This window comes from Streptosporangium minutum (genome assembly GCF_002149035.1).
GTDB lineage: Bacteria > Actinomycetota > Actinomycetes > Streptosporangiales > Streptosporangiaceae > Streptosporangium > Streptosporangium minutum.
The window spans coordinates 1-13,988 of the sequence record NZ_NGFP01000248.1; the positions used below are offsets into that span (position 1 = coordinate 1).

Annotated in this window: 14 protein-coding genes; 7 read left to right on the forward strand and 7 right to left on the reverse strand. The window is 70.5% G+C overall.

Going from position 1 to position 13,988, the window contains the following annotated elements; genetic code table 11:
- The 4 genes from CA984_RS35890 to CA984_RS35905 all read right to left on the reverse strand — a co-directional run.
- A partial coding sequence (locus tag CA984_RS35890) for an ATP-binding cassette domain-containing protein (protein WP_133061874.1) occupies positions 1–739 on the reverse strand: 739 nt, incomplete at its 3' end.
- On the reverse strand, positions 736–1,524 hold the full coding sequence (locus tag CA984_RS35895; protein WP_086577858.1) for an ABC transporter permease: 789 nt from the start codon (positions 1,522–1,524) through the stop codon (positions 736–738). The genes CA984_RS35895 and CA984_RS35890, both read right to left, overlap by 4 nt.
- Positions 1,521–2,471, reverse strand: a complete 951-nt coding sequence (locus CA984_RS35900) for an ABC transporter permease (RefSeq protein ID WP_086577870.1) — start codon at positions 2,469–2,471, stop codon at positions 1,521–1,523. The genes CA984_RS35895 and CA984_RS35900 overlap by 4 nt, the downstream gene beginning before the upstream one ends.
- 163 nt (positions 2,472–2,634) lie before the next feature.
- Positions 2,635–4,176: an ABC transporter substrate-binding protein gene (locus CA984_RS35905; protein ID WP_086577859.1), complete on the reverse strand. Its 1,542-nt coding sequence runs from the start codon at positions 4,174–4,176 to the stop codon at positions 2,635–2,637.
- Between the two features lie 608 nt (positions 4,177–4,784).
- Between CA984_RS35905 and CA984_RS35910 the strand changes: the two genes are divergently transcribed.
- Positions 4,785–5,960, forward strand: a complete 1,176-nt coding sequence (locus CA984_RS35910; protein ID WP_086577860.1) for a sensor histidine kinase — start codon at positions 4,785–4,787, stop codon at positions 5,958–5,960.
- Positions 5,957–6,619, forward strand: a complete 663-nt coding sequence (locus CA984_RS35915) for a response regulator (protein WP_086577861.1) — start codon at positions 5,957–5,959, stop codon at positions 6,617–6,619. Before CA984_RS35910 ends, CA984_RS35915 begins: the two co-directional genes overlap by 4 nt.
- Before the next feature lie 277 nt (positions 6,620–6,896).
- On the opposite strand, the gene CA984_RS45665 is transcribed toward CA984_RS35915, so the two are convergent.
- A complete protein-coding gene (locus CA984_RS45665; RefSeq protein WP_133061875.1) occupies positions 6,897–7,856 on the reverse strand; it encodes a hypothetical protein in 960 nt (319 codons plus the stop codon).
- Positions 7,857–8,222: 366 nt separating this feature from the next.
- Between CA984_RS45665 and CA984_RS35925 the strand changes: the two genes are divergently transcribed.
- The 3 genes from CA984_RS35925 to CA984_RS35935 all read left to right on the forward strand — a co-directional run bounded on the left by CA984_RS35925 (position 8,223) and on the right by CA984_RS35935 (position 11,225).
- Positions 8,223–8,516, forward strand: a complete 294-nt coding sequence (locus CA984_RS35925; RefSeq protein WP_133061876.1) for a hypothetical protein — start codon at positions 8,223–8,225, stop codon at positions 8,514–8,516.
- 55 nt (positions 8,517–8,571) lie between these two features.
- Complete coding sequence (locus CA984_RS35930; RefSeq protein ID WP_086577864.1) at positions 8,572–8,913, forward strand: hypothetical protein; 342 nt, start codon at positions 8,572–8,574, stop codon at positions 8,911–8,913.
- Between the two features lie 404 nt (positions 8,914–9,317).
- A complete protein-coding gene (locus CA984_RS35935) occupies positions 9,318–11,225 on the forward strand; it encodes a S9 family peptidase (protein WP_086577871.1) in 1,908 nt (635 codons plus the stop codon).
- 82 nt (positions 11,226–11,307) lie between these two features.
- Here the strand turns inward: CA984_RS35935 and CA984_RS35940 are convergent, their stop codons facing one another.
- Entirely contained in the window at positions 11,308–11,505 is a 198-nt protein-coding gene (locus CA984_RS35940; RefSeq protein ID WP_086577865.1) for a hypothetical protein, read from the reverse strand.
- Between the two features lie 388 nt (positions 11,506–11,893).
- Here CA984_RS35940 and CA984_RS35945 point away from each other — a divergent pair, with 388 nt between their 5' ends.
- Together CA984_RS35945 and CA984_RS35950 are read left to right on the forward strand one after the other, a co-directional pair.
- Positions 11,894–12,550 (forward strand): C39 family peptidase, encoded by a 657-nt coding sequence (locus CA984_RS35945; RefSeq protein ID WP_086577866.1) that lies wholly within the window; start codon positions 11,894–11,896, stop codon positions 12,548–12,550.
- A 17-nt stretch (positions 12,551–12,567) separates the two neighbouring features.
- Positions 12,568–13,152, forward strand: a complete 585-nt coding sequence (locus CA984_RS35950; RefSeq protein WP_086577867.1) for a hypothetical protein — start codon at positions 12,568–12,570, stop codon at positions 13,150–13,152.
- Between the two features lie 435 nt (positions 13,153–13,587).
- On the opposite strand, the gene CA984_RS35960 is transcribed toward CA984_RS35950, so the two are convergent.
- Positions 13,588–13,988, reverse strand: a 401-nt coding sequence (locus CA984_RS35960) for a prolyl oligopeptidase family serine peptidase (RefSeq protein WP_133061877.1), incomplete at its 5' end; no start/stop codon positions are given.

Sequence of the window (13,988 nt, forward strand, 5' to 3'; positions counted from 1 at the left end):
CCGGGAGCGGGGGCGGGATCGCCGGAGCCGGAAGGGGGGTCGCCGGGAGCCGGGCGGCGAGCAGCCGCCGGGTGTAGTCGTGCCCGGGCCGGGTGAACACGTCCTCGGCACGGCCGCTCTCCGTCACCCTGCCGCCCCGCAGGACGACCACCTGGTCGGCGAGGGCGCGCACCACGTCCAGGTCGTGGCTGAGCAGGACCACGGCGATGCCCTGGCGGGCGAGGCCCCTCAGCTCGCCGGCGACCTCTCCTCTGGTGATGGCGTCCTGGCCGGTGGTGGGCTCGTCCGCGACGATGGCCGACGGGGCGGTGAGGAGGGTCTGGGCGAGCACCAGACGTTGCTGCTGGCCCCCGGAGAGCTGGTGCGGGTAGCGGCGGAGCAGGTCCTGGCCCGCGGGCAGCCCGGCGCGGCGGAGCACGGACGCGACCCGCTCCACCGCCGCTCCGCCCGGGGCGTGCCGCCGGGCGATCTCGCCCAGCACCGCGCCGACGCGGCGGACCGGGTTGAGCACCGACGCGGGGTGCTGCGGCAGGTAGCCGATCCGGCCGCGCACCTCGACCGTCCCGGACAGGGCCACGCCGGGTGCGTGCTCGCCGAGCAGCGCCCGCCCGATCGTGGTCTTGCCGCTGCCCGAGGCCCCGACCAGGGCGAGCACCTGGCCGGCGGCGAGCTCGAAGGAGACGCCGTCGACCAGCGCGCTGCCGCCGGCCTCGGCGCGCAGCCCCACGACGCGGATCACGCGGCCTCCTCGCGGTGTCTGCGCACTCCGTCGAAGAGCAGGTTCAGCCCGACGGACAGGGTGACGACGAGCAGCGCCGGGACGAGCACCGCCCAGGGCTGGAGGAACATGCCGGTGCGGTTGCGGTCCACCATGACCGCCCAGTCGCTTGCGTCCGGGGGGACGCCGACGCCCAGGAAACTCGCCGTCGCGACCAGGTAGAGCGCGCCGACGACGCGGACGCCCAGGTCTGCCAGGAGCGTGCGGAGCATCGAGCGGCCCACGTATCCGGCCGCCCGGCGCCACCTGCTCTCGCCCTGCAGCCGCATCGCCTCCATCGCGGGCCTGGCGGCGATCTCCAGGGCCGCCGCCCGGGAGATCCGGGCCACCTCCGGCACGTTGACCACGGCCACGATGACGATCAGGGTGAGCGCCCCGGACGGGGCGACGGCCGCGAGCAGGATGAGCAGCAGCAGCGACGGGATCGCCAGCAGCAGGTCCAGCGGCCGCATCAGCAGCTCGTCGAGCCACCGGCGCCCGGTCATCGCGGTCAGCACGCCCAGCGGCGTGCCCGCGAGGTAGGCCAGCACGGTGGCGGCCAGTGCGACCACCACGACCGTCCGGCCCCCGAGGAGCACCTGCTCCCCCACGTCCCGCCCGACGAAGTCCGTGCCCAGGAGGGCGCCGGAGCCGTACGGGACACCGCGGGGGTCCGGCTCACCCGCCAGCCAGGGGCCGGCAAGGGCCACGACCAGCGGCACGCTCAGCAGCACGGCGCCCGGCCCCCACCTCAGCGCCGATCTCATGCCGCACCTCCGGCACGCGGGGCGAGACGGAAGACGACGAGGTCGGCGATGAGGTTCACGGCCACGGTGGTGGCCGCGAAGACCAGGGCCAGCCCCTGGATCACCGGGATGTCCCGTGCGGAGACCGCGCTCACCAGGGCGGTGCCGAGGCCGGGGACGACGAACACGGCCTCGACGGTGATCACGCCGCTGAGCAGCCAGTCCGTGGTCCGGGCGAGCTGCTGTACGGCCGGCGCCACCGCGTTGGGCAGGGCGTGCGCCATTCTCACCCGCCGGGTGGAGAGCCCGAGCCTGTGCGCGTGACGGACGTAGTCGGAGCGCAGGGCGTCGATCATCCCGGCCCGGACCAGCCTGCTGATCGAGCAGATCGGCCGGGCGAGCAGGACCAGGAGCGGGAGCACCAGCACGGCCGGCTGCGCGAGCAGGTTCGGGCCGACGCCCACCGCGGTGGGCGGGAACCAGCCGAGCCGGAGCGCGAACAGCGCGACCAGCACGACGGCGAGGGCGAACTCCGGTACCGAGTACAGGCCGATGCCCGCGGAGGTGAGCGCCCGGTCGAGCAGCCGGCCCTCACGGATCGCCGCGACGACCCCCACGGCGACGGCCAGCGGAACCAGGAGCAGCAGAGTGATCGCGGCGAGCTGGACGGTCGGCCCACCGGCTTCGGCGAGGAATCCGGTGACCGGGCGCCCGGCCGTCAGCGACGATCCGAGATCTCCGCGCAGAAGGCCGAGCAGCCAGTCGGCATAGCGCACCGGGGCGGGCCGGTCGAGCCCCAGCTCCTGGCGGATCCGCTCGATCCGCTCCGGATCGGGCACGTCGCCGGCCAGCACCACGGCGGCATCGCCGGGCAGCGCCTCGGTGAGGGCGAACACCAGCGTCGTGACCGCCACGATCTGCGCCAGGCCGAGCAGCAGGCGCCGTACGGCGTATCTCGGCAGGCTCACGGGCTCCGCCACCCCGGCTCCGAGCGCGGCCCGCCGTACCCGGCGCGCCCGCTGAACCCGCTGACCCGGCCGTGGCCGCCGGGCCCGCCGCTCACACGAGCCGGACCTCGGGCCTTCACGTCGGCCCTGTCCCGGCCGCTCGCACCGGCCCCGCCCCGGCCGCTCACGCCAGCCAGACCTTGTCGAACCGGGCCCAGTCCAGGGTGTTGGCCGGGGCGTCGACGACGCCGCCCACCCCCGGCGCGGTCGCGACGAGCCAGTCGGCGAAACCCCAGACGAGGTAGCCGCCCTCGGCGTGCTGCATGCGCTGCATCTCGGCGTACACCTCGCGGCGCGCCTTCTCGTCGGCGAGCGAGACGGCTCTGGTGTAGAGGGCGTCGAACTCCGGGCGCTTCCACTTGGTGATGTTGGTGGTGGACGTGCTGAGCAGGCGCTGCGAGAAGTGGGACTCGATGGGCATCGCGCCGGAGCGGAAGCAGCACAGGCTGCCCCTGTCGAGGACGTCCTTCCAGTAGGTGTCCTTGTCGCCCACGGCGACCCTGACGTCGAGCCCGGCCTGCCGCATCTGGTCGGCGAAGACGCTCGCGGACTCCACGAAGCCGGCGGCCGCCGCGGACGTGTCGAGCCGTATCCGCAGCCCCTGCGCGCCGGCCTTCCGCACCAGCCACTCCGCCCTGTCCAGGTCCCGGGCGCGCTGCGGTATCTCCTCGGCGTAGTACTGGTACCCCCTGCCGAACAGGTCGTTGCCCGTCTGCCCGGCACCGCCCAGCACGGTGTCGACCAGCTGTTCCCGATCAGCCAGCAGGAACATGGCCTCGCGCAGGTCGCGATCGTCGAAGGGCGGCCGGTCCAGCTTCATCGCGAAGGCCTGCATGCCGCTGTTGGTGAGCCGCGTGACGGCCAGGCGGTCGTTGCCCCGGTAGGTCCGGGCGGTGGTCGCGGTGATGTCGTGGGCGTAGTCGACCTGCCCGCCGAGCAGCGCGTTGACGCGGGCCGACTCCTCGTTGGCGATCAGGTACTGCAGCTSGTCGACATAGGGCGCGCCCTCCCAGTAGTCGGCGTTGCGCCTGAGCAGCAGGGAGCGGCCCGGCTCGAAGGAGCCGAAGGCGAACGGGCCGGATCCGACGGGCCGGGTGAAGTCCTCGGCGCCCTCGGGGACGATGAACACGCCGAAGGCGGCCAGCACGTTGGGAAACTCGGCGAACGGCTGCCGGAGCGCGAACTCCACGGTGCGGTCGTCGACGGCCCTGCTGCGGGCCAGGTCGATCACCGCCAGGGTGGTCCTGGCCCGGAAGGCGCGGGCGGGGTCGCCGATCCGGGCGTAGCTGTACAGGACGTCGGCGGCCCGCACGGGCCTTCCGTCGTGGAAGGCGGCCTGGCGGAGGGTGACCCGCCACGTGGTGAGGGCGGCGTCGGACTCCCAGCGTTCGGCGAGACGGGGCTGGACCGACAGGTCGGGGCCGTAGTCGGCGAGCTTGTCGAACAGCGCCTTCGACCGCGAGGCCTCGACGAACAGGTTGGACAGGTGCGGGTCCAGGGTCTCCTGGGCCCCGCCTCCGGCGAACGCGACGCGCAGCCGGCCTCCCCTGCGTGGCCGGCCCGTGGCGGCGGTCCCGGTCGCGGGACCGGCGCCGCATCCGGCGAGCAGGGCGGCGGACAGCCCGGCGGTGGTGCCGAGGAAGGCACGGCGGTTCAGGGAGCGCATGGGGGAAGGGTCCTTTCACAGGGTGGATGCCGTGGCCGCTCGCTGAGCGGCTGCCGTGGCCGCGCCACGACGTGGAGCCGGCTGCCGGACGGCTCTGCCGGCAGCGGCGCGCCGGAGGTCCACGCGCCGTCCGAGCCGGGCGTCGGGCGCGCCTCAGACAGCAGCGGACACCCCGGAACGCCTCCTCAGCCACCTGGCCGAACTAAGAAGAATGGTAATGATTTTCATTTTTTACGCAACTTCACTGAGCCGGGCAGTCCCCCGCCCCTCAGGACTCCAACCGGTGGAAGACCGCCGTCCTTCGCATGACCGGCAGGAGCCTGGCCACTCGGCCATCGCCCTCCCACGTGCCGTAGCCGTCGAGGAGGGGGCGGCTGGGTTCGCCTCGTTCCAGCGAGGGTGACCTCGAACTGTCATATGCCTTTCTGCCCGAGCACTGGGGCGCCGGCCGCTTCGACCGCTCGGCGTTCGATGAGGCAGCTCGTCGACGGGCTTCGCCGGCGGGTCCGTGGCGGGGCGCCAGAATCGACCTGCCCGCTGCTGGCTATCCTGTGGCACGTCGAGCCAGGCACGGCTCCCCACCACGAGCCCACCGGAAGGCGACAACCGTGACAGCCCCCCAGCACCGGAGCACATGGCCGGCGACGACGGTGGTGGCGCACGTGGTCCTGGCTCTCCTGACGGCGATCATCCTGGCGGGCGTCCGGCACCTCGGCACGGACCTGTGGCAGATCTTCGCCGCGGCGGGTGCTGCCGTCCTGCTCCATGTGGGAGCGGTGGTGGCCCATCGACGGCCGTGGGTGGGGTACGCGATCGGCGCGCTGGCAATGCTCGTCCTGGTGACGGTGCCCTCCATGGGTTGGTCACCGAGCATGCTCCCCTCGGCTGTGTGCTTCCCCCTCGCGTTGTGGCGGCTGACCAGCCTGGTCTCGGTCAGCTCCTCGGTGGTTGCGCTGGCCGTCGCCGCGCTCGGGATCGTCCTCACCGAGCTGGTGGCGTGGGCCCGGCTGCCCCCTGACACCCCTGGGTGGACCCGCCTGGTCGAGGGCGGGCTGCTGATGCTCGTGGTCGGCGGTGTGTGGCTCGCGGCCCTGCTGGTACGTCGCAGGCGCGAGGCCGACCGACGGGCCGAGAGCGAACGACTGGCCGCGGCGGTCGCGGACGAGCGGGCCGGCATCCGCCGCGACCTGCACGACGTGATCGCCCACACGGTCACCGTCATGGTCGCGCGGATCGAGGCCGCGGCGGTGACGACGGCGGATCCGGCGACCAGCCGCGAACTCGGCGACATCGCCGAGGCCGGCCGGGACGCCCACCAGGGTCTGCGAGCGATGCTGGCCACCTTGGGCCCGGCCACCGGGGCGCCGCGTGCCGATTCCCGGCCCAGAGAGGTCCCGATCTCGCTCGATGCCCTCCCTGACCTCGTGGCCTCGGCGGCGAGCCCGCTCCATGCGGTGACGTTCGCGGAGGTGGGTGAGCGACGGCCGCTGAGCCTGAGCGCCGAGGTCGCGGCGGTCCGGACCGTGCAGGAGGGCATCACCAACGCGCTGCGTCACCTCGAACCACCGGTCGAGGTGACCGTTCGCCTGCGCTGGACCCCGGCCGAGGTGATGGTGGAGGTGCGCGACGACGGCGGCAAGGCGCTTCGCGACGTCGGCAGCCAGGGGACCGGCTTGATAGGGATCGAGGAACGTGTGCGTACGGCGGGCGGCACCCTGTCGATCGACGACGGGGACGACGGGTGGGCGCTGCGGGCGCGGCTCCCCACGAAGGAGGAGGCATGACCGGGATCCATGTCATGCTCGTCGACGATCAGGAGTTGCTGCGGGCCTCGCTCCGTACAGTGCTGTCGGCCGACGAACGCATCGAGGTCACCCATGACGTCGCGAACGGCAGCGACGCGATCGAGGTCGTCCGGCGGCACCGCCTCGACGTGGTGCTGATGGACATCCGCATGCCGCGCATGGACGGGGTCGCCGCCACGGCGGAGATCGTCAGGATCGCGCCGGCGACCCGGGTGCTCATGCTGACGACGTTCGACGACGACGAACTGGTCGTGGCGGCCATCCGGGCCGGCGCGAGCGGCTACCTGACCAAGGACGTCCGGCCCGCCGCCCTGGCCCAGGCCGTGTGCGACGTCGCCTCCGGGACGTCGGCGCTGGCCCCGGGGGTGGCCGCGACGATCCTCGATCTCGTACGGCAGGTGCCGGTGCGGAGGACGGCGGCCCTGGACGGCCTCACCCCGCGCGAGGTCGAGATCTTCGGCCTGCTCGCCCGCGGCAGGTCCAACGGCGAGATCCGCGCGGAACTGGTGCTGAGCGAGAATACGGTGAAGTCGCACGTCCGGGCCATCCTGCAGAAACTGGACCTGCGCGACCGCGTGCACGCGGTGATCCACGCGTACGAGAACGGGCTTGTGGGCCGCGGCGATCTGCCTGACTGAGATTCCACCCTGCCGGGTGGTGCCGTCTCACCCTTGGGGTGATGTCGGCCGGTGACGCCCGGCCTAGGTTCGACGTCGTGTCCTTCTCACCAACAGCGGCGGCGATCCCAGCCTGCTCTCGACCAACTTCTCGCCGAACGGGATGCGCCCGGGTTCTGAGCGCGCTCGACGGTCTCGACCTCCTAGGTCGCCCCTCACCAGGGCGACACCCGTTCATAATTCACCGAATGGGGGTTCTGACCTTATGCGGGCCGGCCCCCTGTACAGCCGTTGGAGCTCACTGGACGCTCCAGTCCTTCTTCCGCGGCGGGTAGGCGAAGGTCTGGGTATCGGCCCAGTCCTCCCCGACGATGCGGTAGTCGTGCGTGGCTTCGCTCGCGGTGTGGTGGCGGCCGATGTCGACCGTGTCGGCGGTCGACCAGACGCCGTTGACCTTGTGCCGCACGGTGTAGAGAAACTCGTTGAAGCCCGAGGAGGACACGCACGTGTTGACGATGGTGAGCGAACGTCGTCCCATCGTCAGATTCGGAGGGAGGGTGACGATCTGGTTTCTCCACTTGTAGATGCTGTCTTGGAGCAGCGGTCGCCATTTCGCGGCCAAGGCTCCGTTAACGGTGATGGTGGCGTGTTGCAGACCGACGCCTACATCCAGCCGGCGGATCAGCTGTACGCCCGCGTTCGCCGGGTTGACGGTCACGGTGAACCGGCTCGACCCTCCACGAGGGAACGCACGACCGTCGTCACTGACGATGTGGGCGGGGTCCACGATGTGGTCAGGCACTCCTTCGGACGGGCCGCGTTGCGGCGTTGCCCTCTGAGCGATGGCGCTCAGCGTCATCGCAGCTGCCGGCACGAGCACCGCTGCGAGCAGGGCGGATCGGCGCCAACGTCGGCCGGCGGCACGGGCCGTCCCGGTGTTGCCAGGTGCGGCCATGACCTGGACAGCGAGTGGCGTGCCATCGGAGGACTCGACGCTGCGATCCTCTGCGGACCCAGAGGGCATCTGATTGACACGCACCCGCTCCCACGCCCGTTCCCACGCCGGGAGCTGATGGTCGGGGACGCGGCACCCTTGCAAGAACGCCACCATCACCGCCTTCTTGGGGAAGCGCCGACCGGCCAGCATGTCGGCGCAGGTGGTGCGTGGCAGCCGTGTTCCGCCCGCCCTGTCCGCCCGTGCCTGAAGCTCTCGAAGTGACACATCGGCTCGCGCGAACTGCTCGGTCAGCAGCTTCACCAGGTCCTCGGGACAGGTCGCCGACTCCAGGCCACCCCCGGTCACCTCTCCCGCAGGCCGAGGGACTTGGTCGCCGTGAGGGACTCCGCTCATCGTTTCTCAGCCCCTGACCTCTCCTGACTGGGCCGTCCAGCCTCGCCAACTGTGCCAGAAAGTGTAGGGGCGATCGCTGAGCGTGTCCGGGCCTGGTGGTGCGGTGTCCGGGACCGGCCGAGTCCGGCCGAATCTGGCCGCGGTCCTGTTGGACACCCCGCCGGAATGGTTTCACTGTCGTCCACCGGGAGTGATCGGGCGAGCACGCCCGCCGCACCCGGAGAACAAGAGAAACGTCGGCCTCTTCGGCCGACCCGAACACAGGAGACCACCATGCACGCACGTCGCGGACTCGCCGGCATGCTCACCACCGCCGTTATGGCTGCCGGCACGATGCTGCTGCTCGGCCAGCCGGCGTACGCCGACCCCGACTGGCCCTTCCGCAACGACTGCGACAAGAAGAACTACAGCAAGCACATGAGCTGGGACTGGCGGCAGGGCCGGATCGACTTCACGTACGACCACACGGACAACAACATCCACAACTACTACCGCAGCACCTGGCGGGAGACCGGCGAAAAGGTCGGAAACGGCTGGGCCAGCTGCATCAACGATCATCAGGGCTAATCCACCCGCCCGGCGTCCGCCGCCGGTGGGCGCCGGGCCACCCGAAGGAGTACGCATGAACCACACATTCGGCCGAAAGGCATTTTGGGCCGCCCTCTCCGCGCCGATCCTGGGACTCACACTGTTCGGGCCGGCGACCGTGGAGGCCGGCACCTCAAGGACCGACGGACCCTGCTACGTGGAGCGTTTCTCGGTCGGTCGTCAGCCGGGGGCCCGCTCGGTCTGCCCGCCTCAAACGTGGACGCACTGGCACCAGGTGCATGTCACCTGCTCGTTCATAGCCGAGGTCACCGAGCACGGGCGCATGACCGGCGGCACCGGCGTGTCGGAGGTGATGTGTCCGAGAAACCATATTCTCCGCTCGGCCTGGAACACCCAGGGGCCCGACCACCCGTAAGTCCACCGCCGACGAGGTGCGGCAGCCGGCGTTGCCCCGGTTCAGCAGACACACCGGGGCGCACTCCGGGCCCCCGACCTCGGACCGTCCCGGGCCAGGCCCGGCTCATCCTGCCCGGAGCACCGAGACAAGCGAACCGCGACCGTTACCCCCGCGACCGCCGCGGCCGCGCCAACCACCGGGCAGCCCGCCACCAGCCGGCACGGCAACGAACCCTGCTGTGAGACCGTTTCCGGGGACGCGCCGGTGGAGGAGTTGACCTTCGACCCGCACCTGCTCACCCGCAGGCTGAGCGCGTTTCCGGTCATCTGGTGAGATGACCTTGGCGCGGGTTGACAGCCAGGTGTGGCACATTGTGGTGCGTTTGGGACATGGCGACCGGCAGCCGGACAGAGGCGGGCTCGATGAGTGAACTGACATCGCAACTGATCGTGGACGGCGCCGTACCGTCGGATCCGACGCTCTCCCCCGACGGCCGCTGGGTCGCCTACACGATCGCCTCGGTTAGGCGGAAGGGAGAGCATCCGAGTGGGGCGATCTGGATCGCGGCCGCCGATGGGAGCTCACCGCCCAAGCAGTTGACCGCCGGCACAGCCAAGGACTCCGGTCCTCGGTGGGCACCGGACTCGACGTCGCTTTTCTTCGGGTCCGATCGGATGAAGCGAGGCAATACCCAGCTGCATCGGATAGCGCTCGACGGCGGGGAGGCCGAGGCCCTGACCACCTGGAAGAGTGGGATCTCCGCCTACCTCCCGCTCGCCGGCGGCGGACTGGTCGCCGTGGTGGCCGCCGACGAGAACGAGCCCGACGACGTGAAGGTGTGGGGACAGCAGGTGCCCCACGGCCGGTTACGGCTGCTGGATCTCGATACCGGCGAGTTCGGTGTGATGGACGGACTCGGCGACAGGCACGTCGCCGAGCTGGCGCAGCGCCCGGATGGCGGCCCGCTCGCCGTGCTCACCTGGAACGCCCCGGACCTCGACCCGGTGAGCTTCTCCTGCGAGCTGCATGTCGTCCACCTGGACACGGGTAAAGTCCGGCATCTCGGCCGGACCGCGTCGGAGGCGTCCTCGCCGACCTGGTGGAACACCGGCGACGGCTGGCGGGTGTGCTATCTGGGGCTGCCTGGCGAGGTCGGGGGCAACGCTGTTTTCGACGAAGAACATCGCTCCCTGACCGCCGGGATGAACCTCTGCCCGTTCGACCTGAAGCAGGTCGCGGACGGCCGGCCGTTGGCGCTGTTCGCCGACGGGCTCGACACCGCGATCCACCGGCTCGATCCCGATACGCGGCGGTTCCAGCGGATAGCGTCACTGACGGGCTGGGCCACCTCGCTCACCGTGAATCACTCGGGCGAGGCCGTCGCCATGCTGATGAGCACGCCGTACGAGCCGGCGAATGTCTACGCCGGGCCACCCGGCGGGCGGCTCATCCGGCTCAGCGACACCAGGCCGGAGCTGCGCGAGTTCAGATGGGGAACTCAGGAACGCCTCGCCTACCAGGCCTCCGACGGGCTCGACCTCGACGGGCTGCTGATCCTGCCGGTCGGCAGAAGCCGGCAGGACGGCCCCTTCCCGCTCATCACGCTGGTGCACGGCGGCCCCTACGACAGGCATCCCGACCGGTTCATGCTCAACCCGCACCCGTCGGGTCAGTGGCTGGCGACCGCGGGATATGCCGTTTTCCTCCCTAACCCGCGCGGCAGTATGGGCCACGGACACGATTTCGCCGCGGCCGTCGCGGGCGCGGTCGGCATGGAGGAATGGACGGACATCCTCAGCGGGATCGACCTGCTGATCGCCGAGGGCGTCGCGGATCCGGATCGGCTCGGGATCGGGGGCTGGAGCCATGGTGGGTTCATGGCCGCCTGGGCGGTCGGGCAGACCGACCGGTTCAAGGCCGCGTTGATGGGCGCCGGCATCAGCGACTGGGGCATGCTTCTCGCGAGTGGCGATTTGGGGACCCTGGACGCGGGCTTCAGCGGCAGTTGCGGCTGGGAGGGACCCGGACCGCACCGGCACGACCGGCTCAGCCCGATCTCCTACGCCTCGAAGATCCAGACGCCGGTGCTGATCCTGCATGGCGAGGAGGACACGAATGTGCCGCTCAGCCAGGCGACATACTTTCATCGCGCCCTGCGGTGGTTCGGGGTCGAGCACGAGTTCGTCGTCTACCCGAGAGAAGGCCACCCGATTCTGGAGCGCGACCACCAGCTCGACATGCTCGAGCGCACCCGCGCGTGGTTCGGCCGCCGGCTGGGTGACCCACTCAAGAGAGACGAGTCGCCTGACGGAACGGCGTCAGCGCGATAACCGGCGCAGTGCTGAGTAGGCCATGGACCTGCCGGCCTTCAGGGAGGATAAGTACGGATTTTAGCGGCAAGACTGGAGTCGGCTACCCGCTGCCCGTCGGCCAGATCTCGTTTCCCATCGGGGCCACCCCGCTTCCCTTCGGCCAGAAGTCGTCGCCCATCGGGGCCACCCCACCGCCCCTGGGCCAGTACTCGTCGCCGGCGGCGGCGGGGTCTGAGGCCAGGGCGAGCCCGGCCGCCACCGTCGCGCCGGCGACGCCCCTTCTCGTCCGCCTGATCATCGGGCCGCACCCGCCCTCCCGGCAAGGGCCCCGGCCCCGACGGATGCGAGGTTGGCCGGATCTGGACACCGTTCCGTATGGAACGCGCCACGAACGCACGCCATCGCCAAGGTCGCCGAGGTTCTGGCACCCCGTCACCGTAGTCACTGACTGCGCACGTCAGCACCCAAATGACGGCTGGTGACAGCCGCCTTGACGGCACTCCCGGTTGGTTTCAGAGGTTCGAGTTTCTCGGCTCCACTCCGGCAAATCTACCCATTTACATTCTCGATTGCCCGGTAAAAACTCTGGCCAAAGGATGCCGTTGAATCATCAACACCAAGACGGCGACGACGTAACCGGCGTAGCGAAGGGATGACGTCGCGTGTCACAACCAGACGAAAGCGTCATGATCAAGAGCCTCGGCTCGACATACTGGCGCAGCATTCAATACCAGGAACAAACATTCTGGTGTTGGAACGCGACGACGATCAGCGTCGCGAACTTCTACGCCAACGCGCGGGTCTGGACCCAGTGCGGATTCGCCGCCGCAGTCCTCAACAGGGACGACTCCCGGCTCGCCGACCAGCGACCGTTCGGCTGCTGCCCGGATGGCGCGTTACGCGGGGACTGCAACCAGGGCTGGTGGCCGGATGCCGGGCCGCTGCAGCAAGCCGGGATTCAGGTCCCGGTCGCCGACGCTGACAGGCATCGCGTCGACCAGACGTGGATGGGCGGCAGGTGGGTAGGGGTCAAAAGGCTCACGGAGTTGACGAAGAACGAGGTCAAGGCGGAGATAGACGCCGGACGCCCGATCATCATGAACATCGGCTGGGGTGGCGGCCTCTCCGGCCACATCGTCAACATCTGGGGGTACAGCTACCGCCCGGAGACCGGTGAACTGGTGCACGTATGGGTGCATGACCCGTGGGAGGACACGGGCGGGGTATACGCGGGCATGGAGGACGCTCCCATCATGTGGATCGCTTGGGAGACGCTCTTCGGCGGTTACCCGGGCGGCCAGAACGGTACCTGGAACAGGACCTTCAAGACTCGGCGCAACTAGCCTCAGGGAGCTTCGCAATGCCGTTGAACACGCCTGAACCGCCGGGACGGATTCGCGACGAAACGCGCTCCCATCTCGGCCAAATCGCCAGAGCCAGTGGAGAGGGCCCGAAACTGCTGGGCGAGATCGCCCCGGATGACGTGGAGGTGTCCACCCCACACCGGGTGTTCGCACTTCTCGTGCGAGACATCGAGGCCGGCGGCGGCCTGGAAACGGCGCAGCCGGTGGGCTGGCGATTCCTGCTGGAGTCCGGCGGCAATGTGCTCGCCGGCGCCGAAATCTCCGAGACGCCGGAGCGCACCTTCCCGCCAACGTTCTACAGAGGCTCATCCGTCGGAGCCACCGCGACCGCGGTCAAAGCCGCACGAGCCCTGCCGCAGCTCCAACTGGCCAAGTTCGACCTCCGGCTCCTGCGGATCCCCGAGCTCTACCAGATGGCCCTGTGGTTGCACGCACCCAAAACCGACCTGCTCATACCGCTGGCGCCATCCCCGATCGGGCGCGAGGGCCAGGTCACACCACCACCGGTGTTCTTCCGAGAACTCACCGCCCGCGCCCAGGACTACAGAGCCCGCCAGCCTCCCGTCAGGGAGTCGGCCTAACGCCATCCGCTCGCCCTTCCTGGAGGTCGTCACAGAAGACCGCCGGTCGGCGTGAGCTGCTCGTGGAAGCGGGGGTGACTTCATCGTCGCCCCCGCTCCCAAGGCCGTGGTGCCCGCGCACATCATTCCCCAGCCCTGGCCGCACACCGCCGACCAGCCGGCCATGTCCGCCCTCGCGGTACTCCCGGACCCGGTTGATTCCTGTGCCGAGCACGGTCCCGGTGTCGTCCACGACGAGCCCGGCGAAGGGGATGCCGCCGGCGGTCACGGCGTGGGCGATGGCCCGCTCGACATGCCCGTGCTCGGCCGGCCGGCACATCAAATGTGGCCTCGCCCTCCGATTCGTGACCGTACGCCACACCCTGGAGCCGTACCACGAGGTCGATGCCGACGCCTTCGGCGCGGCCAGCCAGGCCCTCGCCGAAGACGGCCTCATCATGACCCGTCGGACGCGTGCAGCAGGAAGGCCAGCACATCGGCGAGCAGTGCATGTTCCTGCTCTCGGGTCGAGCCGGCGCCGTGACCGCCGTGCTCCTCGACGCGCAGCAGCACCGGCCGGCCGGAGGCCGTGGCCGCCTGCAGGCGGGCGGCCAGCTTCGCCGGCTGCCACGGCGGCACCCGCGCGTCGCGCAGGCCGGTGGTCAGCAGCACCGCCGGGTACGGCACACCGTCCCGAACCCGCAGGTAGGCGTCGATGATCAGCAGGTCGCGCAGGCCCTCCTCGGTGGTGACGCTGCCGAACTCCGGCACGTTGACCGGACCGCTCTCGGTGAACTCGGTCCGTGTGGCGTTGACCGTCGGCACGTGCATCACCATGGCCGCCCACAGCTCCGGGC